The following is a 24,880-nucleotide window of genomic DNA, read 5'->3' as shown; positions in this document are numbered from 1 at the left end:
GCTCAGCCGTAGGTATCGCGCGGACCGCGCCCTGGAATCGTTCTGGGACCCCATTTCCACGAGGGGACGTCCGGTCCGATGAAGCGGATGGATTCGACCCCCGCCTCGGGGAACCTCCGGACGATCTCCGAGAGGATGTGCGCGCGCATCAGTTGGAGCTGCTTCGCCCACGCCGTCGAGTCTGCCTGGACCGTCAGCGTGCCCTGCGAGAAGGCCACCGGCCGGGTGTGCCGAGCGGTGTCGTCGCCCGCGACATCCGACCACGCCCGCACGACGTCCTCGCGCGCGAGTTCCTTGTCCCAGCCGGACTCTCGCGTGAGCTGCGCGAGCACGTCGCCCACCCCCCGCGGATCACGACCGGGCGTGAACGGCGCGTTCTCGTCGTCGTCCGTGCGCCGGCGCCGCTTGCGGTACGCCCGCGCTGACGGTTCGAGTCCGCGCAGCCGCAGGTAGGTCGACACGGTCTCGGGGACGGCGGGATCCGCGGGACCGTCGGGCTCAGGCATCCGTCGCCTCCAGGATCGTGCCCGCCTCGACGCGGACGACCCGGGCGCGTAGGGCCGCGGGCACATCCTCCTCCACAGCCGCCGTCACCACCACCTGTTCGTAGTCGCCGGCCAGGAGCGCGAGGCGCGAACGGCGGTCGGCGTCGAGCTCCGCGAAGACATCGTCGAGGATCAGCACCGGATCGCCCAGGCGGGAGTCCGCCCGCAGCAGCTCAGCCGACGCCAGTCGCAGCGCGAGCGCGACCGACCACGACTCGCCGTGCGACGCGTAGCCCTTCACCGGCAGGCCGCGCACCCGCAGCAGCAGGTCGTCGCGATGGGGCCCGACGAGCGTGAGCCCGCGGTCGAGTTCCGCGGCCCGCCGGTTCGCGAGGGCCTGGCGGAAGAGCTCCTCGACGCGAGGGGCGGATGCCTCGGCACCGGTCGACGCCGAGTCACGCGATCCAGTCGCAGGGTCGGGCCGCGGCGAAGCGGGGAGGTCGACATCGGGGTCGGCCCCGGCGACGGACAGGAGCCATTCGGCCTCGGGCCGGTGGTCGGCGCCGGCGATCGCTGCGTACGCGGCGGCCAGGGGTGACGCGAGATCTGCGGCGAGGGCGAGGCGGGCCTCGATGACCTGGGTGCCGAGGGAGACGAGCTTGTCGTCCCATACGTCGAGTGTCGTGAGCGCGTCCCCGCGGATTCCGCGTGCCTTCGCGGACTTCAGCAGTGCGGTGCGCTGCTTGAGCACGCGGTCGTAGTCGGCGAGCACGCCCGCCATGCGGGGGGCGCGCTGCACGAGCAGCTGGTCGGCGAAGCGCCGGCGGGCCGACGGGTCGCCGCGGACGATCTGGAGATCTTCGGGGGCGAACAGCACGACTTGCGCGTATCGCGGAAGTTCCGACGGCTTCACCGACGCCCCGTTGACCCGCGCCTTGTTGGAACCCTGGCGGTTCAGCTGCGCTTCGAGGAGCACGTGGCGCTCACCGTGAGTCAGCCGCGCGCGGATGATCGCGGCATCCGCCCCGTCGCGCACCATGGGCGCGTCGTTCGAGACGCGATGCGAGCCGAGGGTGGCGAAGAAGCCGATCGCCTCGGCGAGGTTCGTCTTGCCCTGCCCGTTGCGACCGACGAAGAGGTTGGGTCCGGGGCCGAGAGCGACGTCGGCGACCGCGTAGTTGCGGAAGTCCACGAGACTCAGCTGCTCCACGATCATCGGACAAGCCTAATGATCGGGAACGACGTCACCTGAGCAGGAGGTTCGGCTGGAGCAGGTAGCGGAACGAGTCGGCGCCGGCCTTCTCGACCGAGGTCTGCGGCGTGATGAGCACGGGGCTGAGCTTGTTGGCGTTCTCGCTCGAGGTGAATGTGATGCGCACGAACTCGCTGCGCACCGCCCCGAGGGACTCGAGCAGGTATTGCGGATTGAGGCCGAGCGTCACGTCCTCGCCGACGAGGTTGGCGTCGACGGACTCGGTGGCGCGCGCCTGCTCGGTGCCCGAGGCATCCATCGACACGCTGTCGGTCGAGAAGGTGAACCGCAGCGGCGCCGACCGGTCGAGGACGAGCGACACGCGCCGCACGGCCTCGACGAGCTCGGCCGTGTTCACGACGGCGTGATGCTCGGTCGCCTCGGGGAACAGACGACGGACCGGAGGGAAGTTGCCCTTGATCAGCAGCGACGTCACGGTCTTGTTGCCGGCGGTGAACGCGATGATCTCGCGATCGCCCGACCCGGAGAAGGCGATGGAGATGTCGCCGCCGTGCGCGAACGTCTTGCCGACCTCGGTGAGTGTGCGGGCGGGGACCAGCGCGGTCGTCGATTCGTCGGAGGCGACGCCGCCGCCGTCCCACGGGATCTCGCGCAACGCGACGCGGTAGCGATCGGTGGCGACGAGGCTCAGGGCGTTGCCCGTCACCTCGAGCTGCACGCCGGTGAGCACCGGGGTCACATCGTCGCGCGAAGCGGCGAACGCGACCTGGGCGATCGCGGTCGCGAAGTCCTCGGAGGGCACGAGCCCGGAGTCACCCGTGACCTCGGGGATCGCGGGGTACTCCTGCACCGGCATCGACGCGAGCGTGAACCGTGCCGAACCGCACGTGAGGAGGATGCCGCCGTCGTCGTCGACCTCGACCTGGATCGGTGCATTGGGGAGCCGGCTCGCGATCTCCGACAGCAACCGGCCGTGCACGAGGATCGTGCCGGGCTCGTCGACGGTCGCTTCGATCGTGGTTCGCGCGGAGGCTTCGTAGTCGAACGCGGCGAGCGAGATGCCGGCATCGGATGCCTCGATCAGCACGCCCGCGAGGATCGGCTGCGGGTTGCGCTGCGGCAGGAGCTTGACGACGAACGACACGGCTTCGCTGAACACATCGCGGTTGACGTGGAACTTCACGAATGCTCCCTCGAGTGCTGGCTGGGGGTTCTCATGCTAGTGCCAGGCCGTTCCGATGCTAGTGCCCGCTGCCCCGCCACTTCGTCCACCGGACTTTCCCCCGTCAAGGTGATCGGATCGACTCTCTTCAAATACTTCTTGTCATGGTGTTAACGGCTGTGGAAACTGTGGACAACTCGGCTGATCCCAAGCGGGACAACGGAATCACAAGCGTGTGAGATGTGGAGCCGCTGCGGAGGGATGCGGGACGGAGAATCCTGTCGGTCGCGGGAGTCCTCGATTCATCCACAGGCAGTTCACCGCCGCCCACAGGCTTTCCGCAGCGGCATGTAGTTATCCACAGGTTTTCCACACTGTGAAGAACGCGAATGATGGCGTTCTCATCTTTCGCTGTCAAGCACTTCTTGCGGCATATGTCCGCGCCGCGGGTCAGCGGCCGTTGCGACCCAGCTGGGTGGTGATCTCGGACACCTGGTTGTAGATCGAGCGGCGCTCCTTCATGAGATCGCTGATCTTCTTGTACGCGTACATCACCGTCGTGTGGTCGCGATTGCCGAAGAGCTGGCCGATCTTGGGGAGGGACAGGCTGGTTCGTTCGCGGCACAGATACATCGCGATCTGACGGGCGGTGGCGACGGACTGGGAGCGGCTCGACCCGTACAGATCGTCGACCGTGAGCTTGAAGTACTGCGCGGTCGCCGAGATGATGTCGGTCGGCGAGATGACGTTCGCGTCATCCTGGTCGACGATGTCGCGCAGCACGGTCTGGGCGAGCGACATGTCGAGGGTCGAGCGGTTCAGGCTCGCGAACGCAGAGACGCGGATGAGGGCGCCCTCGAGCTCGCGGATGTTGCTCGAGACCACGGTCGCGATGTACTCCAGGACCTCGTCGGGGATGTGGAGGCGCTCGGACTGGGCCTTCTTTCGGAGGATCGCGATGCGCGTCTCGAGGTCGGGCGCCTGGACGTCGGTGATGAGACCCCACTCGAACCGGCTGCGCATCCGGTCCTCGAATCCCGTCAGATGCTTCGGCGGGACGTCGCTCGTGATCACGACCTGCTTGTCGTGGTCATGCAGCGTGTTGAAGGTGTGGAAGAAGGCCTCCTGCGTCTCAGCGCGACCCTGGAGGAACTGGATGTCGTCGATGAGGAGGATGTCGACGTCGCGGTAGCGCGCCTGGAACGCGGATCCGCGGTTGTTGGCGATCGAGTTGATGAAGTCGTTCGTGAACTCCTCGCTCGACACGTAGCGCACGCGGATGCCGGAGTACAGGCTCATCGCATAGTCGCCGATGGCGTGCAGGAGGTGCGTCTTGCCGAGACCTGAGTCCCCGTAGATGAAGAGCGGGTTGTATGCCTTCGCCGGCGCTTCGGCGACCGCGACGGCCGCAGCGTGTGCGAAGCGATTGGACTGACCGATGACGAAGTTGTCGAACGTGTACTTCGGGTTCAAGCGCGTGTCGTTGCGGGAGACGGATGCCGCGGCATCCGGCGTCTCCTCCAGTGGCGGGCGAACCATCCCCGTCGACGTCGGCGCGGCGGCCGGCGAATCCACGGGCACGGGGATCGGCGCAGTCAGGTGCGCATCGGCGAGTTCGGGATTGACCACGACGCGGAACGTGCTCGTCGGCGGGGTTCCGTCCTGATCGACGCGGGCGAGAGCCTCCATGATCGGCGCGCGCATGCGCTTGGTGAACTGCGCGGCGGTGAGATCGTTCGGCACGTCGAGATAGAGCGTTCCGCCCATGACGCCCTGCGGCACCGCCAGGTTGAGGAAGCCCTGCAGCTGCGGGGTGACCCGCTCATCGTGCGTGAGCTCGTCGAGCACGGCTGACCAGATCGGAACGTCTGGAACTTCGTGCGGTGGCATGGTCCCCCCGGGTTGTTGACGACTCCACCGGAGGCCGCGGAATCATCACGCCGGGACCTGTGGATAACTTGCCGGAGCCACGCTAGTCAGCGGGCGCCTCTCGAGCAAACTCCACTGTAGGGCGGGCGGGTGTGTCGTTGCCAGGGCGGATGCCGCGGCCCGTGGATAATGCCCTCCCGGTGACGCTCGGTTTGAGTTCTCAGGCGCCTCGGCGTACCCTAAATCGGTTGACTTATGCCCTCGCGGCAGTCCCTTTGTACGAAGCGTCCCCGGTCTCAGAGTCCCGGTGACACCTGATCCGGAAGTGATCCCATGAGCAAGCGCACCTTCCAGCCCAACAACCGCCGTCGCGCCAAGAAGCACGGCTTCCGCGCCCGCATGCGCACCCGCGCCGGCCGCGCCATCCTCTCGGCTCGCCGCGGCAAGGGCCGCACCGAGCTGTCGGCCTGACGACCGTACGGTGCTGGCGCGGCCGAACCGACTCACCCGCGGAGCGGATTACAAGGCCGTCGTCCGTCGGGGCCGTCGGTGCGCCGGTGCGCACACCGTGACCTACGTGAAACCCGCCGTGGCCCCAGGCCCGGCGCGTTTCGGTTTCATCGTGAGCCGTCAGGTCGGAGGCGCGGTGGTGCGCAACACCGTCCGACGCCGGCTCAAGGCTCTCTGCGCCGAGGCTCTTCCCGTCGTCGCCGATGGCAGTGACGTCGTGATCCGGGCTCTTCCCAGCGCCGCGACCGCTCCTTTCGGCGAGCTTCGTGCCGACGTCGAGCGCTGTCTGACCCGGAGGACGGCATGAGCGTCCTCCCGTCCTACGCCGTCGGAACGGCCGGGTTCGAGGCATCCGGTGTGCTGCGCAGCGTGCCACTGCTGCCCCGCAACGCCGTGCTGGCTCTGCTTCACGGGTACCGTGCGACCATCTCGCACACCTACGGGGACGTCTGCAAGTACTACCCGTCGTGCTCCGCCTACGCCGTCGGGGCCGTGCAACAGCACGGGGCCGTCAAGGGCGCCGCACTCACAGCCGCGCGTCTCGCGCGCTGCCACCCTTGGGCGGTCGGCGGCGTCGATGACGTCCCGCCGCACTCGCACTTCCGGCACGGACTGACCCCGCACGGGTTCGTCGTGCCCGCCCCCACCGGAAAGGACTGATCCTCCGCATGGATCTTCTGCTGGCCTCCACCCCCACACCCGCGGCAGCCACCGGCGGTGGCTTCGATCTGATCGGAATCATCCTGTGGCCGCTCAAGTGGGCCGTCGAGGCGGTGCTCGTCGCCTGGCACTGGCTGTTCACCTGGCTCGGGCTTCCCCCGGCCGACGGCATCACCTGGGTCCTGTCGATCGTCGGTCTCGTGATCGTCGTTCGCTCGGCCCTGATCCCGCTCTTCGTGCGGCAGATCAAGAGCCAGCGCAAGATGATGGAAATCGCCCCTGAACTGCGAAAAGTTCAGGAGAAGTACAAGGGCAAGCGCGATCAGCTGTCCCGCGAGGCAATGAGCCGCGAGACGATGGCGCTGTACAAGAAGCACGGCACGACCCCGGTCTCGAGCTGTCTGCCGCTTCTCGTGCAGATGCCGATCTTCTTCGCTCTCTTCAGCGTGCTGAACGACGTCACGCGTCACTACAACGCGGGCATCGGCGGCGTCGGACTCCTCAACGCTGAGCTCACGGCGGAGTTCTACAACGCCAAGCTGTTCGGCGTCGCGTCGCTCCACGAGACGCTGATCGATGCGGTGAACACCGGGAACACCGCGGCCATCATCATCCTCGCGACCCTCGTGGTGCTGATGATCGCGTCGCAGTTCTTCACCCAGCTGCAGATCATCTCCAAGAACCTCTCCCCCGAAGCCAAGACCGGTCAGGCCTACCAGATGCAGCGGATCATGCTCTGGGTGCTGCCGTTCGCGTTCGTCTTCTCGGGCGTCTTCTTCCCGCTCGGTGTCGTCATCTACTGGTTCGTATCGAACCTGTGGACGATGGGTCAGCAGTTCCTGGTCATCCGCGAGATGCCCACCCCCGGCTCCGAAGCCGCCAAGGAGCGCGAGGAGCGACTTGCTCGGAAGGGCAAGGCCATCGATGCGTCGGGCAAGGTCGTGCCGATGGAGAAGTACCTCGCCGAGCAGCAGCGGCTCTACGAAGAGGCCGAGAAGGCCCGCGCCGCAACCCCGAAGCGCCAGCAGCCCGTGAGCAAGCAGCGCGCCAAGAAGCAGTCTCAGCAGAAGCAGAACCCGAAGCCCAAGAGCTCGGGAGCGACCGGCAACGCCGGCGACGCAGCATCCTAACCTCCCTCCCCGATACCCGAGGACACCATGACCAGCACCCCTGAGTACGCCCAGACCGACGTGCGCACCGAGCGCGAGCCGGCGACCGTCGAGCAGCTCGAGGAGGAGGGCGACGTCGCGGCGGACTTCCTGGAAGGACTGCTCGACATCGCCGATGTCGATGGAGATCTCGCCCTCGATGTCCGCGGCGGTCGCGCGTACGTCTCCGTCGAGGCGCCGGAGGGCGGATCCGTTTCACTCATCGCCGAGCCCGACACCGTGCAGGCCATCCAGGAGCTGACCCGCATCGCCGTGCAGAACCGCACGGGTCGGTTCTCGCGCCTCATTCTCGACGTGGGTGGCTCGCGCAACACCCGGCAGCAGCAGCTCGCGACGCTGGTCGACCGGGCGATCGATCGGCTCGATGAGGGTGCCTCGCAGGCGTCGCTGCCGGCGATGTCCAGCTATGAGCGGAAGCTCGTGCACGACATCGTGTCGGAGCGCGGATTCGTGTCCGAGTCGTACGGCGAGGGTGCCGACCGCCACACCGTGATCCGCCGCGCGTGACGCACGCGTCGTTTCACGTGAAACATTCATGATCGAGGTCGAGCGGGAACCCGCTGCCGCCGCGGCGATCTTCGGTGACCGCATCGCTCTGGCCCGCCGTTTCACTGCTGCGCTGGGCGAGCACGGCGAAGAACGGGGGTTGATCGGCCCGCTCGAGCCGCCGCGGCTGTGGTCGCGTCACATCCTGAACAGCGCGATCATCGCTCCCCTGTTCCCTCTCGGCCGTGTCGGAGATGTCGGATCGGGAGCCGGACTTCCGGGTCTCGTGCTGGCCATCGCCCGACCCGACGTTGAATGGGTGCTCATCGAGCCGATGGAGCGGCGAGTCGCCTGGCTCACGGAGCAGTCCTCCGAACTCGGTCTCGACAACGTCGAGGTGGTGCGCGCCCGGGCGGAGGACTGGAGGGGCGGTCCCGTGCTCGACGCGGTGACGGCCCGTGCGGTGAGCGCACTGCGGACCCTCGTGCCGATCACCGCTCCCCTGGTGCGCGATGGCGGTGAGCTCATTCTCCTCAAGGGTGCGAGTGCGGTGAACGAGATCGAGGCAGCCGAGAAGCAGCTCCGTAAGTTCAAGGTCACTGACGTCCGGGTGGAAGTCGTGGGTGAAGGCACTCTCGAGGACCCGTCCCGCGTGATTCGCGGCACGGTCCGCTGACCTCTCCCGTCGATCGAGGACCGCGGAGCGGGCGGCCCCGCTGATCGAGTAGCCCGCGGAGCGGGCGGCCCCGCCGATCGAGTAGCCCGCGGAGCGGGCGGGCCCGCCGATCGAGTAGCCCGCCGATCGAGTAGCCCGCGGAGCGGGCGTATCGAGATCTTTGACCGGATTCGGCACCACCACTGCGAAGCAGCAACTCGACGGGACGCGGAGGCGTTGGAGTACAGGATCAACCGATGTTTCACGTGAAACACGTCTTCTCCCCCGTCCCAGTCGCCGGCGAGCTTTCCACAGTTGCTCGACGTACGCGAGAACGCCAGGACGGGCGTTGCAAGCTCGGGAGATGGCGTACATGTACATCCTTGAGTGTTCGGACCGCAGCCTCTACGTCGGAAGCACCCGCGATCTCGAACGTCGTCTCGCACAACACGGAGACGGTGAGGGCTCGCTCTACACGCGTTCTCGACTTCCCGTACGGCTGCTCTACTTCGAGGAATTCGATCGTGTGGAGGATGCCTTTCGACGGGAGAAGCAAGTCCAGGGCTGGGGACGGGCGAAGCGGATCGCGCTGATCAAGGACCAACTATCGAAGTTGCCTCCGCTGAGTCGGAAGGACTTTCGTCGAGAAGGCTGATGTTTCACGTGAAACGGGCGTGCAACCGAGGAGACCGTTTGAGCTCGACGCACCTGTGCGGGGTCTTCGGGAAGGTTCAGAGTGGGCAGTTGGGTGTGGTGAGCTGCCGCTCGCTCGACCGTTAGATGGTGTTGGTCTCGATACGGCGGCGGTGCCGCCTACTCGACCGGCGGGGGTGGTGCTTGGGTCGGGGGTTGGTGGCGTGCTCGGGGCGTTGGTCTCGATGCGGCGGCGGTGCCGCCTACTCGACCGGCGGGGGTGGTGCTTGGATCGGCGGGGTTGGTGGCGTGATCGGGGCGTTGGTCTCGATGCGGCGGCGGTGCCGCCTACTCGACCGGCGGGGGTGGTGCTTGGGTCGGGGGTTGGTGGCGTGCTCGGGGCGTTGGTCTCGATGCGGCGGCGGTGCCGCCTACTCGACCGGCGGGGCTGGTGCTTGGGTCGGGGTTGGTGGCGTGCTCGGGGCGCTGGTCTCGATACGGCGGCTTCGCCGCCTACTCGACCGGCGGGGCCGGTTTGCCGGCCATTCGACCGGCGGGCGGGCTTCGTCTTGGCGGAAGGGCGTGGGGTGGGGGCGGGATAGAGTGGGAGGCGTTGTTGATCGGCTCGCGAAAGGGAGAGTGTTTCACGTGAAACAACCCGACGAGACCGGGGCCGCGGCATCCATCTCGTTCGACGACACCCCTCTCGCCCGTGAACTCGCAGATCTTTCGGCGCGGCGCCGGGCCCTAGAGTCAACTGAAGTCCAGCTCACCGGTCAGACCCGGGTTCTCACCGTCTCGAACCAGAAGGGCGGGGTCGGAAAGACCACGACCACCGTCAACATCGCCGCAGCGCTCGCGGCGGTGGGTGCGCGCGTTCTGGTGATCGACCTCGATCCCCAGGGAAACGCGTCGACAGCGCTCGGAGTACCGCACACCGCTGACATCCCGAGCATCTACGACGTGCTGATCGACGAATTCCCTCTCGCCGACATCGTGCAGACCAGCCCGGAGTCCCCACGCCTCTTCTGCGCGCCAAGCACCATCCATCTCGCCGGAGCCGAGATCGAGCTCGTCTCGCAAGTCGCCCGTGAGCATCGGCTGCGCACGGCGCTTGACGAGTACCTCGCGAGCCCGGAGCACTCGATCGATTTCGTCCTCATCGACTGCCCGCCGTCGCTCGGACTCCTCACCATCAATGCGTTCACCGCGGCCGGTGAGTTGCTCATCCCGATCCAGTGCGAGTACTACGCCCTCGAAGGCCTGAGCCAGCTCCTCAACACCGTTCGCATGATCCAGAAGCACCTGAATCCCCGCCTCAGTCTGTCGACGATCCTGCTCACGATGTACGACGGGCGCACCCGCCTCGCTCAGCAGGTCGCCGACGAGGTGCGCCAGCACTTCCCGCGCGAGGTGCTCGACACTGTGATCCCACGCTCGGTCCGGGTCTCCGAGGCACCCAGCTTCGGTCAGACCGTCATCGCCTACGACGGACAGTCCGCCGGAGCAATCGCCTACCGCGAAGCGGCCGTCGAACTCATCCGGCGCGACGGCGCACCCGCCGTCACTCACGCAGAATCGAACATCGAAGGGAGCGCCTGATGGCCAAGCGCACAGGGCTCGGACGCGGAATCGGTGCACTCATCCCGACGACCGAGGCAGAGGACCGTCCGTCCGACGTCTTCTTCCCCCGCGCCGTCGCGACCGACGAGCGTCCTGACGGCGTCGACGACGACAACGACGGCGTCGAAGACCTCCTCGAGGTTCCCGGAGCCCGCCTCGCGCACATCGATCCCCGCTCGATCGTGCCGAACCCGCGTCAGCCCCGGACGCACTTCGATCCCGAGGATCTCGCCGAGCTCGTCCACAGTGTCCGTGAGTTCGGCGTCCTCCAGCCCGTCGTCGTCCGGGCGAACGAGAACGGACAGTACGAGCTCATCATGGGCGAGCGCCGCACGCGCGCCGCACGCGAAGCAGGCCTGACCTCGATACCCGCGGTGATCCGAGAGACGTCGGACGAGCACCTCCTCCGCGACGCCCTGCTCGAGAACCTCCACCGTTCCGAGCTGAACCCGCTGGAAGAGGCGTCCGCCTACCAGCAGCTCCTCGAAGACTTCGGCATCACCCAGGAGGAGCTCGCGAGCCGTATCGGACGCTCGCGCCCCCAGATCAGCAACACGATCCGCCTGCTCAAGCTCCCCGTCCCCGTTCAGCAGCGAGTGGCCGCCGGCGTTCTCACCGCCGGCCACGCGCGAGCCATCCTCTCGCTCGACGGCCCAGAGGCGATGCAGCGACTGGCCGACAAGATCGTCAACGAGGATCTCTCTGTGCGCGCCGCTGAAGCAGCGGCGAAGGGACCGGATGCCGCGGCATCCCGCGCGACGAAGCCTCAGGCCGGCGCCCGCCGCGCCCACCTCGACGAGGTAGCAGAGCGACTCGGCGACCGCCTCAACACACGGGTCCGGATCTCTCTTTCGGCAAGAAAAGGCCAGGTCACGATCGATTTTGCGAGCATCCAGGACCTGAATCGGATCCTCTCCGAGCTCGGGGAGACCGGCTACGGTCCCGCCTGACCGAGGCTCTCGGCCCGACGCAGCAGCACGCGTCGCTCAGCGTCGTTGCCCGGCAGCGAGGCGGCCGCGCGGAACTCGGCGACCGCGGCATCCGTCCGCCCGAGACGTTCGAGCAGCTCCGCACGGACTGCGCGAAGCGGACGGAAGTCGCCGAGCTCGGGCTCCAGCCCCCCGATGAGGTCCAGCGCGGCGCCGGGGCCCTCCACCATCGACACCGCGACCGCTCGGTTCAGCCGCACGACCGGAGACGGCGCGAGCCGGTCGAGGGCGTCGTAGAGCCGGAGGATGCGGTCCCAGTCGGTGCCGTCGAACGTCTCGGCGACGGCATGGCACTCGGCGATAGCGGCCTGAACGCCGTAGTAGCCGAGTCCGCGGGTCGAGGCATCCGCCCGCTGGAGCGCCTCCCGCCCGCGCGCGATGGCCGACCGGTCCCACCGACGGCGGTCCTGCTCGGCGAGCGTCAGCGGCAGACCGTCGGATCCCACCCGCGCGCCGAAGCGGGAGGACTGGAACTCCATGAGAGCGACGAGACCGTCGATCTCGGCCTCGCCCGGAAGCAGCGCTCGCAGCTGGCGTGCCAGGCGCACCGCTTCGCGGGCCACGTCGGGCCGGATGGGATGGTCGCCCGCGGCGGCCGCGTACCCCTCCGTGAACAGCAGGTAGACCACCTGCAGCACACTCGCGAGCCGCGTCGGCCGCTCGGTCCGGTCGGGCACCGCGAACGGCACCTTCGCTTCGGCGAGCGTCTTCTTCGCCCGGACGATGCGCTGCTGGACGGTCGGCACCGTCATCAGCAGGGCGCGGGCGATCTCTTCGGTGGTGAGGCCCGCCACCGTGCGGAGGGTGAGGGCGAGACGTGCCTGCGGCGTCAGCACCGGATGGCACGCGACGAACACCAACCGGAGCACGTCATCGTCGATCCGGTCCGGATCACCCCGTTCGGGCACGTCGTCGCGGCGTTCAGCTTCGAGAACCTCCGCGCCGAGCAGCGGTTCCCGCGCCTGGAGACGCTCCCGCCGCCGCCACCCGTCGATCGCGCGGCGCTTCGCGACGGCAAGCAGCCACGCGCCGGGATTGTCCGGGATGCCGCTGCCCGGCCACTTCGCGACGGCTTCGAGCAGCGCATCCTGCGCGAGATCCTCCGCCCATCCGAAGTCCCCGGTGTGGCGAGTGAGGGCGGCGACGATCCGGGCGGACTCCTCGCGCCAGACGGCTTCCACCGCCCGCCGAGCGTGCAGGTCCCCGTCATTCATGAGGCCAGCGTAGGCCGAGGCATCCATGCGATTCGGGCGCCCGCGTCGGCGGGGCGGCGTACCCTGGAACGGTGGCGCCAGATGACCAGACCCCGCGTCGCCGGGCCAGTCTCGAGCTTCTGCGTGCCGAGGCATCCGATGAGCTGGCCGTCATCATCGCCGAGCGCCTGCGAGCCGGCGAAGACCCCTGGGACTTCATGGAGGACCTGCCCACGGTCGACGAGCTCGTCGTGTTCACGCTGCGCGCCGACAACATCGCCGCCAACGGAGGTTCGCGACCCAACGCCGCACGCCACTACCGCGTGCTGCGTCAGATCGCGCTCGACTACCCTCAGCTCACCCCGGCGGTGTGGCGCCTGCTCGGCGACGCGAACACGCACCGCCGCTGGGATGCGACGGTGCGCGTAGACGCGTCCTGACTCGGGCGGGATCACGCGTTGGTCGCGCGCCACTCCTGTTCCTTGGTGACCCACTCGTTGTCGGGCATGTCGAAGTCGGCGAGCTCGTTGACGCGCCGAACCTCGAGGGCGGTCCCGGGCCCGAGGGGGCACTTGCGCGCCCAATGCTCGGCTTCCTCGCGGCTCGCCACCTCGAGGATCCAGAAGCCCGTGAACACCTCGCGCGCTTCGGCGTAAGGCCCATCGGTCACCACCGGAGGTGCCGACGAGAAGTCGACGCGGAAGCCCTCGGCCGCGTCCGAGAGTCCTTCGGCGGAGAGGAAGACACCCGCCTTCTGGAGCTCCTCGTTGTAGGCACCCATCGCCGCGATCACCGCCGCCATGTCGAGCTCCTCGGCAGCGCGGGCAGCGGCCTCGGGCTGGACCTGCATGATGAGCATGTAGCGCATGTCTGTCTCCTCTCGTTCCGAGCCGGCGGCCCGGTCGGCGCCGTTCGGCCGCCGTCACTCCGTACGTCGAACGACGATCGCCCAGATCGACATCCTCGTCGAAACTCGTGCGCTCGTGTTACATGTCGTGAGCGGTATGAAACGGAAAAAGCCCCCTGACCGGGAGTATCCGGTCAGGGGGCGAAAGACTGTCACTCAGCCGATGTAGGCCGCGAGGTCCTTCTCGAGCGCGAACTTGGGCTTGGCGCCGATGATCGTGGTCTCGACCTCGCCCTTGTTGAAGACCTTCATCGCCGGGATCGACGTGATCTGGTACTTCATCGCGAGATCGGGGTTCTCATCCACATTGAGCTTCAGAACCGTGATCTTGTCGGGGTGCTCGGACTGGATCTCGTCCAGGACGGGTGCCACCATGCGACACGGCCCGCACCAGGCGGCCCAGAAGTCGACGAGGACGGGGCCCTCGGCCTGCAGAACGTCCTGCTCCCACGTGGCGGATGTCGTCGCCTTGGCGGTCATCATTTCTCCTTAGCTGAAGCTGTCTCTGGGTGAAAACATGGTCGACGGCAGAATCATTCCGTCGCCCAGGGGATGCTCAGGCGGCGTCGACCTCGGGGAGGCCTTCGATCTGATCTCCTGCGGCGTCGGGAGCTCCCGCCTCACCCAGCGACGCGAGGAAGTGTTCGACGTCGAGGGCCGCGACGGTGCCGGTGCCGGCGGCCGTGACCGCCTGGCGGTACGTCGGGTCGATCACGTCGCCCGCGGCGAACACGCCGGGGATCGATGTGCGCGACGACCGGCCGTCCACCCAGATCGTGCCTTCGGGGGTGAGGTCGAGCTTGCCGTGCACGAGGTGAGTGCGAGGGTCGTTGCCGATCGCAACGAACAGACCGTCGATCGCGAGCTCGCTACGGGAGCCATCGACGGTGTTCTCGAGCACGAGGCCGGTGACCGCGTCGTCGCCGAGGACGTCGACGACCTCGCTGTTCCAGACGAACTCGATCTTCTCGTTGTCGAAGGCGCGCTGCTGCATGATCTTCGATGCGCGCAGCTCGTCGCGGCGGTGGATCACGTAGACCTTCGAGGCGAACTTGGTGAGGAAGGTCGCCTCCTCCATCGCGGAGTCACCGCCGCCGACGACGGCGATCACGCGCTCGCGGAAGAAGAACCCGTCGCACGTCGCGCAATACGAGACGCCGCGGCCGGACAGCCGCTCCTCGCCCTCGATGCCGATCTTGCGGTGCGCGGAACCCGTCGCGTAGACGATCGACCGGGCCTCGTACTCCTTGCCGCTGCCGAGCACGACCTTCTTGACGTCTCCATCGAGCTCGAGCGAGACGACGTCGTCGTACAGCACCTCGGTGCCGAAGCGCTCGGCCTGCTCCTGCATCCTGGCCATCAGGTCGGGGCCCTGGATGCCCTCGGGGAACCCGGGGAAGTTCTCGACATCGGTCGTGGTCATCAGGTCGCCGCCGGCCTCGACCGAACTCGCGACCAGGAGCGGCTCGAGGTTCGCGCGCGCCGCGTAGATCGCCGCCGTGTAGCCGGCAGGCCCCGAACCGATGATGATGACGTGACGCACTGCGCCCCCTTCTGTCTCGGGGTTTCAGACCCCGGATGCTTCAACACATGGTAACCGCGGCGCATTCCGCTCGCGGGGTCAGCCGCGGCCGGGGAGGAACCGTCGCGCAATGTTCATCGCGGTCGACAGCTCGGGAGCGCGGAGGAGCGCCAGGAACGCGCCGTACACGACCAGCACCACGAGCCCGATGATCGCCGCCCCGAGTGCACCGAGCAGCGGGGTCGCGGTGGTCCATCCCTCGGCGCCGCCGAGAAGCTCGAAGGTCAGCCACCCGGCGCCGCCGGCGGGAAGGGCCGCGAGCACGAACCGGCCGAGAGCCAGCATCCAGGCGGTGGTCCGCAGGTCGCCGAGCCGGCGCCGCAGCAGCCACGCGGCGACGATGAGCTGGATGATGCCAGCGAGGGACTGCCCCAGGGCGACTCCGGCTGCGAGGGAGGAAACCGGAAGTAGGTCTGCCCCGACCGCCCAGCTCGCCAGCAGCGCGGTCAGGACGACCAGCCCGCACTGCACGAGCGTGAAGACGAACGGCGTGCGGGTGTCGTGATAGGCGTAGAACGTCCTCTGGATCACGAACAGGACGGCCAGCGGAATGAGCCCTACGAGGAAGCAGAGCAGCAGCCCCGCCGCGGCGACGGCCTGAGTCTGGTCGTCCGTGAAGATTCGCGAGGCAGGCACCGCCGCCGCGGCCAGTGCAGCCGTGGCGGCGACGATGAAGACTCCGATGGTGCGGATGCTGGTGCCGATGTCCGTGCGGACGGCGTCGTCGCGGCCGGCCTGGGCGTGCTCGCTGAGCCGTGTGAAGTAGGGGGTTCCGATCGAGAGCACGATGATCGAGTAGGGGAGCATGAACAGCAGCCAGGCGTTCTGCGAGGCGAAGATGCTCGGGTCCCCCTTGGGAATCTGGGACAGCACCCGGGACTGCACCAGTCCTGCGAGCTGGCTCGCCACCACCATCAGGAAGGTCCAGCCCGCGAGCAGCCCGATCTGGCCGAGACCCACCCCGCGCCACGCGAAGTCCGGCTTCACATGCAAGCCTGTCTTGCCCCAGAAGGCGAACAGAATCCCCGTCTGGACGACGATGCCGAAGGTCGCGGTTCCCGCGAGGAGCGCGATCATCCCCGGGGTCCAGGCCGACGGTGCACCCCCTTGCCCGAAGATCCAGATGAAGGCGAGGAATCCGACGATCGAGATGACGTTGTTCGCGATGGGCGCCCACGTGAACGGCCCGTAGACGCGCCGCGCGTTGAGCGACTCGCCGACGAGGGCGAAGAGTCCGTAGAAAGCGATCTGCGGCAGGCACCAATAGGCGAACGCGGTAGCGAGGGCCTTGGCGTCGGGATCGAAATCCGGTGCGTACAGCTGCACGAGAAGCGGAGCGGCGAGAGTGGCCACGACCGCGGTGACGATCAAGGCCACCGTTCCCAGGGTGAACAGCTTGGAGACGAAGGCGCGGCCGCCGTCATCGTGTGCCGCAGCCTTGACGATCTGCGGGACGACGACGGCGCTGATCAGGCCGGTCGAGATGATGGCGTAGATGTTGTTGGGCAGCTGGTTGGCGACGGCGAACGCGTTACCGGCCTCGGCGAACGCGCCCACGGCCGAAACGAGGACGACCGCCCGCAGGAACCCCGCCAGGCGCGAGACGATCGTGCCCGCGCCGATCAGCACGCTCGCGCGACCCATGCTCATCGGGCGTCCTCGCCCTCGGCCCCAGTGGTCTCGGCGGCTGCGGCATCCGTCTGCGGAGCATCGGCGGTTGAGGCATCCACCCCGCGTCGGCGTGCGCGGATACGCAGCACCGTCCGCACGACGCCGAGCAGCAGCAGGCCGCCGACGATGATCCCGAGCGCGGTCAGACCGACGGACTCCCATTCGGCGCGGACGCTCACCTCGACCGACTCGGGGTTCCCGATCGGAATACCCGCCGGACTCCGCAGCTGCAGCTCGAGCCTGACGTCGCCGTTCCCGACCCGCGCCTGCACCGGGACCTCGACGCGGGTGTTGCTGCTCGGCTGGGCCACCACGGGCGTCACGCGCTGCACGTCGAGCCGCAGGTCGTCCGGCGTCGCGGACAGCACGAGGTTCGCCGGATACGGCAGGTCGTTGCGTACCCAGAACCGCAGGCCGACGTTGGATCCGAACAGGCTGATCGGCTCGGACGGCACGAGCCCGACCGCGTCGAGAGTGACCTGGGTCTGCTCGCGGTGGGCTGCGACGGCTTCCTGCCACTCGGTCTCAGCGGCGAGCCAGCCGTTGCCGAGCAGCTGCAGGATCTCTGCGCGCTCGGGCCCGCTGATCAGCGCCGGGTCCTCGAGCACGGTCGCGAAGCGCGCCAGCTCTCCCTCCTCGCCGAGAAGTGTGGATGCCGCGGCCGCCCGCTCGGGCTGCCCGGCGGCGTCCGCGACCTCGATCGGCGTGGTGGCCGAGTTGGCGAGTCCGCCGATCGTGAAGGGCGTCACCCCCGGTGCGTCGAATGCGGCGCCGATCGTCGCGCCGATGTCGACGCGCGAGCGGTCCGGTGCGCGTCCGAGCGTCACGAGGAGCGGCGCGCCGCCCGTCTCGGCGGAGGCGAAGGCGAGGTGGGCCGTCGCTTCGGCCAGTGCCGCTCCGCGCAGCGACGTGTCGCCCAGCACCGACGCGTCTTCGAGCGCCGCGGAGATCTCGGAGTCGTAGACGAGGGCGGAGGCATCCCCCATCACTCCGTGCGCCCGGAGGGTCTCGCCCGCTGCGCCGCCCGTCGTCGATGCCGAGGGGATCACCGTGAGGGAGTCCTGGTCGTCGACGCTGATCTCGCCGAGCTGCTCCAGCACCGCGGGGCCGGCGCTGGAGCCGGCGGGCCAGTACACGCCGCCGCGGGCGTTCGGCCCGATGTCGAGCAGCTCGGCCAGCGTCGGGAGGACCGGCTCCGCGGGATCGGGCTCCGGCGTCGGCGTCGGGGCGGGGGTCGACTCGGCAACCCCGACGAAGTTCACCGGGTCCATATAGGCGGTGAGCGAAGTCGGCCCGATCGGGCGCGGGAGTCCGGACTCGAGTTGCGCGGCCACGTCCGCGTCGGCGAACTGCAGGGCGAAGCGAGAGTTGGGGAGGGACACGAGCCGGTCGAGCCACTCCGTCGCGGTCGGGGGCGCCGTCGTGCCGAGAACCCGGATGGATGCCGGGACCGCCGGATCGACGGCGAGGATCGCCGGCGTCCCCTCGACGCCGTCGAGCTGCGCGGTGAGGTCGCCGTCGGGCGCGGTGAGCGCCACGAGCTCGTCCGCCGTGAGCAGCCCTTCCCTCGAGCGCGGCGCGGTGATCGGCACGACGACGCCCAGGCCGATCTCGCCGGACCCGGTCCTCGGGATCACCACCGCGCTCGTGTCCGAGACCGTCCCCGTCTCGGACGGATAGGACGCGATGAGCGGGTAGACGCCCGGCTCGAGTCCGCGCAGTGCGGGATCGTCGGCTTCGACGCGAGCCGCTGTGACGCCCAGCGAACCGGCCGGAACGGCATCCAGCGTCGCCGTGGCGACCGGGTCGGTCTGCACACCAGCGGTCTCGCCGTCGAGCCAGGCGCTCAGCGCGGAGCGGTCGGGGAGCGGCGTCCGGCCCAGGGCGACCGTGGCCTGGGCGGGCGTGGTCGCGGACGCCGTCTCGTTCTGGATCGTGAGCGACACCGCGAGGCCCTCGCCGGGGGTGAGCACACCGCCGGAGATCGGTGACAGCGTGAACGCGGTCGTCCCCGCGGGAATGGGCGGCGTCGGTGTCGGGGTGGGGGTCGGGGCGGCGGCCAGGGCCGGAAGCCCCGGAGCCGCGAGCGCCGTCAGGATCGCGAGCACCACCGCGGCGGCGCGCGAGGCGCGGCGGCGGGAGGTGCGCGGGGGGATCACGGTCATTGCTGAGTGGTTCGCTCCTGTGCGATGTCCGGACCGCACGATCGCCCCGATTCTACGGTTCGACCCTCCAAGGTCCCGGTACGCCGACGCCGCGCGGCGACGCACGGTTGAATGGACGGGTGCTCCCCGATCCCGACCCCGACCTCTGCCGCAGCCTCGCCGACGACCTGCGCGAGGCGGGGTTCACGGCGGAGGCGCTCCGCTCCGCGTTCGGCGCGGCCGCCGACGACGCGATCGCCCGCGGGCTGCGCGCTCCCGCCGACCGCGCCCTCGGCGACCGCGACGACGCCCTCGCCGGGCTCGCGCGACTCCTCGTGCTCGGGATGCCGCAGGCCGAGGCATCCGTGTCCCGTGCACTTCCGCGGACCGGCGCTGCGGGCCTCGCCGCTCTCGGGCTCGTCGACGTGGGCGACGTCGTGCGCCCGCTCGCCGTCGTGCGCCCGCAGTCCTACGCCGACGCCGACGGCACGGGCCAGTGGTGGATCGCGAGCGACCTCGACGAAGCCGCACTCGGCGGCCCCCTCCCCGAGGATCATGTCCTCGGCGTCGGCGGGGCGTCGCTCACGCTCGCCTCGCTCCAGCTGCCCACGCCGGCCGAGCGCGGACTCGACATCGGCGCCGGGTGCGGCATCCAGGCGCTGCGCGCCCGGCGGAGCGTCGCGCACGTGACGGCCACCGACATCTCGGCGAGGGCGCTGGCGTTCACGCGGCTCAACGCACTGCTCAACGGCGTGGACGGCGTCGACACCCGGCTCGGCAGCCTGTTCGAGCCGGTCGCCGGAGAGACCTTCGATCGCATCGTCTCCAACCCGCCGTTCGTGATCACCCCGCGCGTCGCCGACATCCCCGCGTACGAGTACCGGGACGGCGGCATGGAGGGGGACGATGTCGTCGCCGCGTTCGTCCGCGGCGTCGGGTCGCACCTCGCGCCCGGCGGTGTCGCCCAGCTCCTCGGCAACTGGGAGACGCGCGGCGGGGTCGACGGGATCGACCGCGTGCGGGAGTGGGTCGCCGATTCGCCCGTGCCGCTGGACGCCTGGGTCGTCGAGCGCGAGAGCCTCGACCCGCTGTCGTACGCCGAGCTGTGGGTGCGCGACGGCGGCACGCTCCCCGGCACCCCCGGGTTCGCGCGGCTGGTGGATGCCTGGCTCGACGACTTCGCCGCGCGCGACGTGACCGCGGTGGGCTTCGGGTACCTCCTGCTGCGGAGGCCGCTCCGTGACGCGCCGACGCTCTCGCGCTTCGAGCGGCTGCACCAGTCGCTCGCCGGCGACAGTCTCGGCTCGCACCTGGCCGACGCGCTCGCCGCGCACGACCGGCTCGTCGCGCTCGATGACGCGGGCGTGGCGGCGTCCGTGTTCGTGGTGGCCCCCGACGTGACCGAGGCCCGCCATCATGTGCCGGGTCACGAGGATCCGACGGTGATCGAGCTGCGCCAGGGCGGTGGATTCGGGCGCGCCCTCGCGGTCGACCCCGGACTCGCGGCCCTCGTAGGGGCGAGCGACGGCGACCTGCCCGCGGGCGTGCTGATCGACGCGATCGCCGAGCTCCTCGGCGTCGACGCGACGGCGCTGCGCGCCGACCTCATCCCGCGCGTGCGCGAGCTGGCCTTCACCGGGTTCCTCCGGCTTCGCTGAGTAGGCTCGGGGGATGCTCAACATGGCCGAGGGCATCGCGCGCCTCGGCGCGCTCGCCGAGTCTCCCGTCGTCGCCGCGGTCGCCGCCGCCTTCGACGACGCCGGCCACGACCTCGCGATCGTCGGCGGCCCGGTGCGCGACGCGCTTCTGGGTCGATCGACCAACGACCTCGACTTCACCACCGACGCGCGGCCCGACGACATCCTGCGGATCGTCAGGCCCATCAGCACCGCGCAGTGGGACATCGGCCGCGCGTTCGGCACGATCGGAGCGAAGGTCGCCGGCGAGCACGTCGAGATCACCACGTATCGCGCTGACAGCTACGACGGCGTCACGCGCAAGCCGACGGTCGAGTTCGGCGACACGCTCGAGGCCGACCTCGTGCGCCGTGACTTCACGGTGAACGCGATGGCGCTGCGCGTTCCGGCGCGCACGCTCGTCGACCCGACCGGCGGCGTCGAAGACCTCGTCGCCCGGCGTCTGCGCACGCCCGCCGACCCGGCGGTGAGCTTCGGAGACGATCCGCTGCGGATGCTGCGCGCCGCCCGGTTCGCGTCCCAGCTCGAGTTCGACGTCGATCCGGCGACGGTTCAGGCGATGACCGAGCTGCGGGAAACGCTGGCGATCGTGAGCCCGGAGCGCATCCAGGGCGAGCTCGTACGACTGCTGCAGACCGACGACCCCGTGCGCGGCATCCGGCTCCTCGTCGAGTCGGGTCTCATGGGCGAGTTCCTGCCCGAAGTCCCGGCGCTGCGGCTCGAGGTCGACGAGCACCACCACCACAAGGACGTCTACGAGCACTCGCTCACCGTGCTGCGGCAGGCGATCGACCTCGAGCACGCGAGGCATCCGGATGCCGCGCCCGACGTGCCCCTGCGGCTGGCGGCGCTGCTGCACGACATCGGCAAGCCCGCGACCCGACGGCTCGAGCCGAACGGCGGCGTCACCTTCTACCACCACGACATCAAGGGGGCGCGGATGGCGCGCAAGCGCCTGCAGGCGCTGCGCTTCGACTCCGACACCACGGCGGTCGTGACGAAGCTGATCGAGCTGCACCTGCGGTTCTTCGGCTACGCCGAGGGGACCTGGACCGATTCGGCCGTCCGCCGCTACGTGCGCGACGCGGGCGATGAGCTCGAGCGGCTGCACATCCTGACCCGGGCCGATGTGACGACGCGCAACGCCCGCAAGGCCACCCGGCTCGCCCGGGCGTACGACGACATCGAGCGGCGGATCGCCGAACTCGCCGAGCAGGAGCAGCTCGGCGCGATGCGCCCGGAGCTCGACGGCAACCGCATCCAGGAGGTGCTCGGCATCCCTCCCGGGCGCGAGGTGGGCGAGGCGTACAGGTTCCTGCTCGATCTGCGGCTCGACGAGGGAGTCCTGGGCGAGGACGTGGCCGAGCGGCGCCTGCGCGAGTGGTGGGCAGCGCGCGGCTGACGCGGCTCGAGCCCACCCGGCGCGTGACGCCGGGTTTGCGCTGACCCCCACCCCTCTGCCTACCGTGGAGGAACGCGACCGAGAGGAGACCCGTGTCCGATTCGGTTCAGACCGCCGTCGAAGCCGTGGCCGTCGCTGCGATGAGCCCCCTGACCGGAGCACCCGCGGCGGCACGCACCGTGGCGATGGATGTGCTCGACACCGTCGAGAACGAGTGGCGCTCGTGGTCCGGCTTCGGCGTGCTGCTGGCGATCTCGCTCGGCATCGCGATCGCGATCATGATCGTCACGTCGATCACGCTCGGCCTCATCGGCCGCCGCAAGTCCTGGCCCGGCCTCCTGAGCCGTCGGGTGCGGTGGCCGTTCCGCGTGACGCTCCTCATCCTGGCCTTCGCCGTGTCGTCGGTGGCCCTGCCGGTCGATGCGGCTCTGCGCTCGGGCGTTCAGCATTTCTTGGCGATCCTCGCGATCGCGTCGGGAGCGTGGCTGCTCGGCGAGCTGTTCCTGTTCTTCGTCGACAGCGGGACCCAGCGCTACAAGCTGGTGGAGAGCGACTCGTTCTCGGCGCGGAAGATCCGCACGCAGCTGCAGATCGTGCGCCGGCTCGTGATCGTCATCATCGTCGTGATCGCCATCGGCGCGATCCTGATGACGTTCGATCAGGTGAGGGCCGTCGGCGCGTCGGTGCTGGCGTCGGCCGGCATCGCGTCGATCGTCGCGGGCCTCGCAGCCCAGTCGATCCTCGGCAACCTGTTCGCGGGGGTGCAGCTGGCCTTCAGCGAGGCCATCCGCGTCGGCGACGTGGTCGTCGTCCAGGGAGAGTTCGGCCGGATCAACGAGATCACGCTGAGCTACGTCGTGCTGGAGCTGTGGGATCAGCGCACCCTCGTGCTGCCGTGCACCTACTTCACCACGACGCCGTTCGAGAACTGGACCAAGCTCGGCCGTGCGCTCCTGGGCACCGTCTACTTCGACCTCGACTGGCGCGTGCCGGTGGACCGGATGCGCGAGGAGCTGGCCCGCATCCTCGACGAGACCGACCTGTGGGACGGCGTCTCGCAGGGCGTGTCGGTGACCGACGCGGTGGGCGGTCTCCTGCAGGTGCGAGTGGTGGTCAGCGCCGCCGACTCCAGCAAGCTGTGGGATCTGCGGTGCCTGGTGCGGGAGCGCCTGGCCGACTGGGTGCGCCGCGAGGTGCCCGACGCCCTGCCCCTGCAGCGGGTGCGCATGGAGGCCCCCGAGCTCGGCCGCGCGATCGGCGAGCGGATGGATGCCGCGGCCTCGCCGTCGCGCGCGGGCCCGCACGGCGGACCGCCCACCCGAGGTCACGGACCCGACGGCGCCGACGAGGCCTCCGGCGACTGACTCCGCCCTACACTGGGGGCACGCTCCACCGAGGTCGATCGGAGCCGAGCATGCCCTCACCGTGGTCGCAGCGGCGCGACGTCTCGCCCGAGAACTCCCGCCTGCTGATCGAGCGCGCCCACGAGGAGCTGCTCGCGGGCAACCTCGCCGACGAGCGGCTGGCCGACGTCCGCGCCCTGGTTCGCGAGTCGTGGCGTCGCTCGCTCGAGCGCCTCGTCGGCGCGGAGTCGCTGCCGCCACTCGACCTCGATGCCTCTTCGCTCGCGGAGTACCGGCGCACCCACCCGCTGGTCGGGGTGATCGACATGGTGCGCGGTCTGCTGCTGCCGGGCGGCGCCGACGAGTCCGGCGTGATCGTCGCCGTCGGCGATGAGGCCGGGCGCCTGCTGTGGGTCGACGGCGACCGTCGCGTCCGCACGCTCACCGGCGACATGGGTTTCGTCGAGGGCGCGAACTGGTCCGAACGCGCGGTCGGGACGTCCGCTCCGGGCACGGCGATCGAGCTCGACCGGTCGGTGCAGATCCACGGTGCGGAGCACTTCAACCGGCTCGTGCAGCCGTGGTCGTGCACCGCGGCTCCCGTCCACGACCCGGAGACGCGGCGGCTGATCGGCGTGATCGACGTCACCGGCGGTGCCGAGGCGGCCACCCCGCAAGCGCAGCTGCTGGTGGATGCCACGGCCCGCGCGATCGAGAGCGAGCTGCTCGTCGCGCGGCTGCGGTCTCGTGCGACGCCGTCCGCCCGTCCGCGCCGCACGACCCGCCGCGTCGAACCGAAGCGGAGCACGCTGCGCGTCCTGGGCCGCGATCGCGCGCTGCTCGAGGTCGCCGGCGATGGCGCCGAGACCGTATCGGAGCTCGGCGCCCGCCATGCCGAGCTCGTGCTCATGCTGGCCGTGCACCGTCAGGGCCTGTCGGCCGAGCGGCTCGCCGAACTCGTGTACGGCGATCCCGAGGCCACCGTGACCCTCCGTGCCGAGATGGTGCGGCTTCGCAAGGCGCTCGAGCGGATCGCCCCCGCCCTCGTCCCCGAGTCGCGGCCGTATCGTTTCGCCGCCGGCGTGGAGACGGACGCGCACCAGGTCCTCTCACTGCTCGATCGCGGCGCGCACCGCGTGGCGCTCGCCGCGTACAAGGGGGACGTGCTCCCCGATTCCGTCGCGCCCGGGGTGGAGGAGTTCCGTGACACCGTGCGCATGGCGCTTCGCGAAGCGCTGATGGCCGAGGCATCCGTCGACGTCCTTCTGGCGTTCGCCGACACGGATGCCGCGGCCGACGACGCCGACCTGCTGAGGCTCTGCCTGTCGATGCTTCCCGCCCGCTCGCCGAAACGCGCGGGGCTGGTGGCCCGCATCGAGCGGCTCGACTCAGGTTCCTGAGGATCGGCGCGGACCCCGCAACCCGATGCAACCTGGCCCCGCCTAGCTTCGACGCAACGCGACGACGACCGTCGCGAAGCGTCGAAG

24 protein-coding genes are annotated in these 24,880 nt (G+C 69.5%); 14 read left to right on the top strand and 10 right to left on the bottom strand.

Going from position 1 to position 24,880, the window contains the following annotated elements:
- Positions 1 to 2 precede the first annotated feature (2 nt).
- The 4 genes from ACFQ0P_RS06040 to dnaA form a co-directional block, all read right to left on the bottom strand.
- On the bottom strand, positions 3 to 506 hold the full coding sequence (locus ACFQ0P_RS06040; protein ID WP_204981205.1) for a DUF721 domain-containing protein: 504 nt from the start codon (positions 504 to 506) through the stop codon (positions 3 to 5).
- Positions 499 to 1,701, bottom strand: a complete 1,203-nt coding sequence (gene recF, locus ACFQ0P_RS06035; RefSeq protein ID WP_204981204.1) for a DNA replication/repair protein RecF — start codon at positions 1,699 to 1,701, stop codon at positions 499 to 501. The genes ACFQ0P_RS06040 and recF overlap by 8 nt, the downstream gene beginning before the upstream one ends.
- 28 nt (positions 1,702 to 1,729) lie before the next feature.
- Positions 1,730 to 2,881, bottom strand: coding sequence for a DNA polymerase III subunit beta (gene dnaN / locus ACFQ0P_RS06030; protein WP_204981203.1), 1,152 nt, complete (start codon positions 2,879 to 2,881; stop codon positions 1,730 to 1,732).
- Between the two features lie 429 nt (positions 2,882 to 3,310).
- On the bottom strand, positions 3,311 to 4,750 hold the full coding sequence (gene dnaA / locus ACFQ0P_RS06025) for a chromosomal replication initiator protein DnaA (RefSeq protein WP_204981202.1): 1,440 nt from the start codon (positions 4,748 to 4,750) through the stop codon (positions 3,311 to 3,313).
- A gap of 312 nt (positions 4,751 to 5,062) precedes the next feature.
- Between dnaA and rpmH the strand changes: the two genes are divergently transcribed.
- From rpmH to ACFQ0P_RS05980, 9 genes are all read left to right on the top strand, one after another.
- Complete coding sequence (gene rpmH, locus ACFQ0P_RS06020; RefSeq protein ID WP_036304730.1) at positions 5,063 to 5,200, top strand: 50S ribosomal protein L34; 138 nt, start codon at positions 5,063 to 5,065, stop codon at positions 5,198 to 5,200.
- Positions 5,201 to 5,210: 10 nt separating this feature from the next.
- Entirely contained in the window at positions 5,211 to 5,546 is a 336-nt protein-coding gene (gene rnpA / locus ACFQ0P_RS06015) for a ribonuclease P protein component (RefSeq protein WP_204981201.1), read from the top strand.
- Positions 5,543 to 5,899 (top strand): membrane protein insertion efficiency factor YidD, encoded by a 357-nt coding sequence (yidD, locus tag ACFQ0P_RS06010; RefSeq protein ID WP_204981200.1) that lies wholly within the window; start codon positions 5,543 to 5,545, stop codon positions 5,897 to 5,899. Before rnpA ends, yidD begins: the two co-directional genes overlap by 4 nt.
- Positions 5,900 to 5,907: 8 nt before the next feature.
- Complete coding sequence (yidC, locus tag ACFQ0P_RS06005; protein WP_204981199.1) at positions 5,908 to 7,029, top strand: membrane protein insertase YidC; 1,122 nt, start codon at positions 5,908 to 5,910, stop codon at positions 7,027 to 7,029.
- 27 nt (positions 7,030 to 7,056) lie between these two features.
- Complete coding sequence (locus ACFQ0P_RS06000; protein ID WP_204981198.1) at positions 7,057 to 7,575, top strand: Jag family protein; 519 nt, start codon at positions 7,057 to 7,059, stop codon at positions 7,573 to 7,575.
- 28 nt (positions 7,576 to 7,603) lie between these two features.
- Positions 7,604 to 8,230, top strand: a complete 627-nt coding sequence (rsmG, locus tag ACFQ0P_RS05995) for a 16S rRNA (guanine(527)-N(7))-methyltransferase RsmG (protein ID WP_204981197.1) — start codon at positions 7,604 to 7,606, stop codon at positions 8,228 to 8,230.
- Between the two features lie 343 nt (positions 8,231 to 8,573).
- Positions 8,574 to 8,864 carry a GIY-YIG nuclease family protein gene (locus ACFQ0P_RS05990; protein WP_204981196.1) on the top strand — a complete coding sequence of 97 codons (291 nt, stop codon included), beginning with the start codon at positions 8,574 to 8,576 and terminating at the stop codon, positions 8,862 to 8,864.
- A gap of 626 nt (positions 8,865 to 9,490) precedes the next feature.
- Positions 9,491 to 10,444: a ParA family protein gene (locus ACFQ0P_RS05985; protein WP_378771628.1), complete on the top strand. Its 954-nt coding sequence runs from the start codon at positions 9,491 to 9,493 to the stop codon at positions 10,442 to 10,444.
- Positions 10,444 to 11,415, top strand: a complete 972-nt coding sequence (locus ACFQ0P_RS05980) for a ParB/RepB/Spo0J family partition protein (RefSeq protein ID WP_204981194.1) — start codon at positions 10,444 to 10,446, stop codon at positions 11,413 to 11,415. The genes ACFQ0P_RS05985 and ACFQ0P_RS05980 overlap by 1 nt, the downstream gene beginning before the upstream one ends.
- Here the strand turns inward: ACFQ0P_RS05980 and ACFQ0P_RS05975 are convergent.
- On the bottom strand, positions 11,400 to 12,668 hold the full coding sequence (locus ACFQ0P_RS05975; protein ID WP_204981193.1) for an RNA polymerase sigma factor: 1,269 nt from the start codon (positions 12,666 to 12,668) through the stop codon (positions 11,400 to 11,402). The genes ACFQ0P_RS05980 and ACFQ0P_RS05975 overlap by 16 nt on opposite strands.
- Positions 12,669 to 12,739: 71 nt before the next feature.
- On the opposite strand from ACFQ0P_RS05975, the gene ACFQ0P_RS05970 reads away from it, so the two are divergent.
- Entirely contained in the window at positions 12,740 to 13,087 is a 348-nt protein-coding gene (locus ACFQ0P_RS05970; RefSeq protein WP_204981192.1) for a tryptophan synthase subunit alpha, read from the top strand.
- Between the two features lie 11 nt (positions 13,088 to 13,098).
- Here the strand turns inward: ACFQ0P_RS05970 and ACFQ0P_RS05965 are convergent, their stop codons facing one another.
- From ACFQ0P_RS05965 to ACFQ0P_RS05945, 5 genes are all read right to left on the bottom strand, one after another.
- Positions 13,099 to 13,515, bottom strand: coding sequence for a YciI family protein (locus ACFQ0P_RS05965; protein ID WP_204981191.1), 417 nt, complete (start codon positions 13,513 to 13,515; stop codon positions 13,099 to 13,101).
- Positions 13,516 to 13,710: 195 nt separating this feature from the next.
- Positions 13,711 to 14,034 (bottom strand): thioredoxin, encoded by a 324-nt coding sequence (trxA, locus tag ACFQ0P_RS05960; RefSeq protein ID WP_204981190.1) that lies wholly within the window; start codon positions 14,032 to 14,034, stop codon positions 13,711 to 13,713.
- Positions 14,035 to 14,110: 76 nt separating this feature from the next.
- Positions 14,111 to 15,097 carry a thioredoxin-disulfide reductase gene (trxB, locus tag ACFQ0P_RS05955; protein WP_204981189.1) on the bottom strand — a complete coding sequence of 329 codons (987 nt, stop codon included), beginning with the start codon at positions 15,095 to 15,097 and terminating at the stop codon, positions 14,111 to 14,113.
- Between the two features lie 78 nt (positions 15,098 to 15,175).
- Positions 15,176 to 16,786 carry a murein biosynthesis integral membrane protein MurJ gene (murJ, locus tag ACFQ0P_RS05950; protein WP_204981188.1) on the bottom strand — a complete coding sequence of 537 codons (1,611 nt, stop codon included), beginning with the start codon at positions 16,784 to 16,786 and terminating at the stop codon, positions 15,176 to 15,178.
- Positions 16,783 to 18,972 carry a DUF6049 family protein gene (locus tag ACFQ0P_RS05945; protein ID WP_204981187.1) on the bottom strand — a complete coding sequence of 730 codons (2,190 nt, stop codon included), beginning with the start codon at positions 18,970 to 18,972 and terminating at the stop codon, positions 16,783 to 16,785. Before ACFQ0P_RS05945 ends, murJ begins: the two co-directional genes overlap by 4 nt.
- Before the next feature lie 119 nt (positions 18,973 to 19,091).
- Between ACFQ0P_RS05945 and ACFQ0P_RS05940 the strand changes: the two genes are divergently transcribed.
- The 4 genes from ACFQ0P_RS05940 (at position 19,092) to ACFQ0P_RS05925 (ending at position 24,793) form a co-directional block, all read left to right on the top strand.
- On the top strand, positions 19,092 to 20,609 hold the full coding sequence (locus ACFQ0P_RS05940) for a DUF7059 domain-containing protein (protein WP_204981186.1): 1,518 nt from the start codon (positions 19,092 to 19,094) through the stop codon (positions 20,607 to 20,609).
- Between the two features lie 13 nt (positions 20,610 to 20,622).
- Positions 20,623 to 22,050, top strand: a complete 1,428-nt coding sequence (locus tag ACFQ0P_RS05935) for a CCA tRNA nucleotidyltransferase (protein ID WP_204981185.1) — start codon at positions 20,623 to 20,625, stop codon at positions 22,048 to 22,050.
- Positions 22,051 to 22,142: 92 nt separating this feature from the next.
- Positions 22,143 to 23,414, top strand: a complete 1,272-nt coding sequence (locus tag ACFQ0P_RS05930) for a mechanosensitive ion channel family protein (RefSeq protein ID WP_204981184.1) — start codon at positions 22,143 to 22,145, stop codon at positions 23,412 to 23,414.
- Between the two features lie 50 nt (positions 23,415 to 23,464).
- A complete protein-coding gene (locus tag ACFQ0P_RS05925; protein WP_204981183.1) occupies positions 23,465 to 24,793 on the top strand; it encodes a GAF domain-containing protein in 1,329 nt (442 codons plus the stop codon).
- The last annotated feature ends 87 nt before the right edge of the window (positions 24,794 to 24,880 follow it).

This window comes from Microbacterium insulae, assembly GCF_042677065.1.
Classification (GTDB): Bacteria; Actinomycetota; Actinomycetes; order Actinomycetales; family Microbacteriaceae; genus Microbacterium; species Microbacterium insulae.
The sequence above is the reverse complement of the archived record's forward strand: the minus strand, read 5'-3'. Positions and strand labels throughout refer to the sequence as shown.

Excerpts from the sequence above, each read along its gene's own strand:
- ACFQ0P_RS06040 (WP_204981205.1), bottom strand. The coding sequence starts at position 506 with ATGCCTGAGCCCGACGGTCCCGCGGATCCCGCCGTCCCCGAGACCGTG.
- recF (WP_204981204.1), bottom strand. The coding sequence starts at position 1,701 with ATGATCGTGGAGCAGCTGAGTCTCGTGGACTTCCGCAACTACGCGGTC.
- dnaA (WP_204981202.1), bottom strand. The coding sequence starts at position 4,750 with ATGCCACCGCACGAAGTTCCAGACGTTCCGATCTGGTCAGCCGTGCTC.
- rpmH (WP_036304730.1), top strand. The coding sequence starts at position 5,063 with ATGAGCAAGCGCACCTTCCAGCCCAACAACCGCCGTCGCGCCAAGAAG.
- yidD (WP_204981200.1), top strand. The coding sequence starts at position 5,543 with ATGAGCGTCCTCCCGTCCTACGCCGTCGGAACGGCCGGGTTCGAGGCA.
- yidC (WP_204981199.1), top strand. The coding sequence starts at position 5,908 with ATGGATCTTCTGCTGGCCTCCACCCCCACACCCGCGGCAGCCACCGGC.
- ACFQ0P_RS06000 (WP_204981198.1), top strand. The coding sequence starts at position 7,057 with ATGACCAGCACCCCTGAGTACGCCCAGACCGACGTGCGCACCGAGCGC.
- rsmG (WP_204981197.1), top strand. The coding sequence starts at position 7,604 with ATGATCGAGGTCGAGCGGGAACCCGCTGCCGCCGCGGCGATCTTCGGT.
- ACFQ0P_RS05990 (WP_204981196.1), top strand. The coding sequence starts at position 8,574 with ATGGCGTACATGTACATCCTTGAGTGTTCGGACCGCAGCCTCTACGTC.
- ACFQ0P_RS05980 (WP_204981194.1), top strand. The coding sequence starts at position 10,444 with ATGGCCAAGCGCACAGGGCTCGGACGCGGAATCGGTGCACTCATCCCG.
- ACFQ0P_RS05975 (WP_204981193.1), bottom strand. The coding sequence starts at position 12,668 with ATGAATGACGGGGACCTGCACGCTCGGCGGGCGGTGGAAGCCGTCTGG.
- ACFQ0P_RS05965 (WP_204981191.1), bottom strand. The coding sequence starts at position 13,515 with ATGCGCTACATGCTCATCATGCAGGTCCAGCCCGAGGCCGCTGCCCGC.
- trxA (WP_204981190.1), bottom strand. The coding sequence starts at position 14,034 with ATGACCGCCAAGGCGACGACATCCGCCACGTGGGAGCAGGACGTTCTG.
- murJ (WP_204981188.1), bottom strand. The coding sequence starts at position 16,786 with ATGAGCATGGGTCGCGCGAGCGTGCTGATCGGCGCGGGCACGATCGTC.
- ACFQ0P_RS05945 (WP_204981187.1), bottom strand. The coding sequence starts at position 18,972 with ATGACCGTGATCCCCCCGCGCACCTCCCGCCGCCGCGCCTCGCGCGCC.
- ACFQ0P_RS05935 (WP_204981185.1), top strand. The coding sequence starts at position 20,623 with ATGCTCAACATGGCCGAGGGCATCGCGCGCCTCGGCGCGCTCGCCGAG.
- ACFQ0P_RS05925 (WP_204981183.1), top strand. The coding sequence starts at position 23,465 with ATGCCCTCACCGTGGTCGCAGCGGCGCGACGTCTCGCCCGAGAACTCC.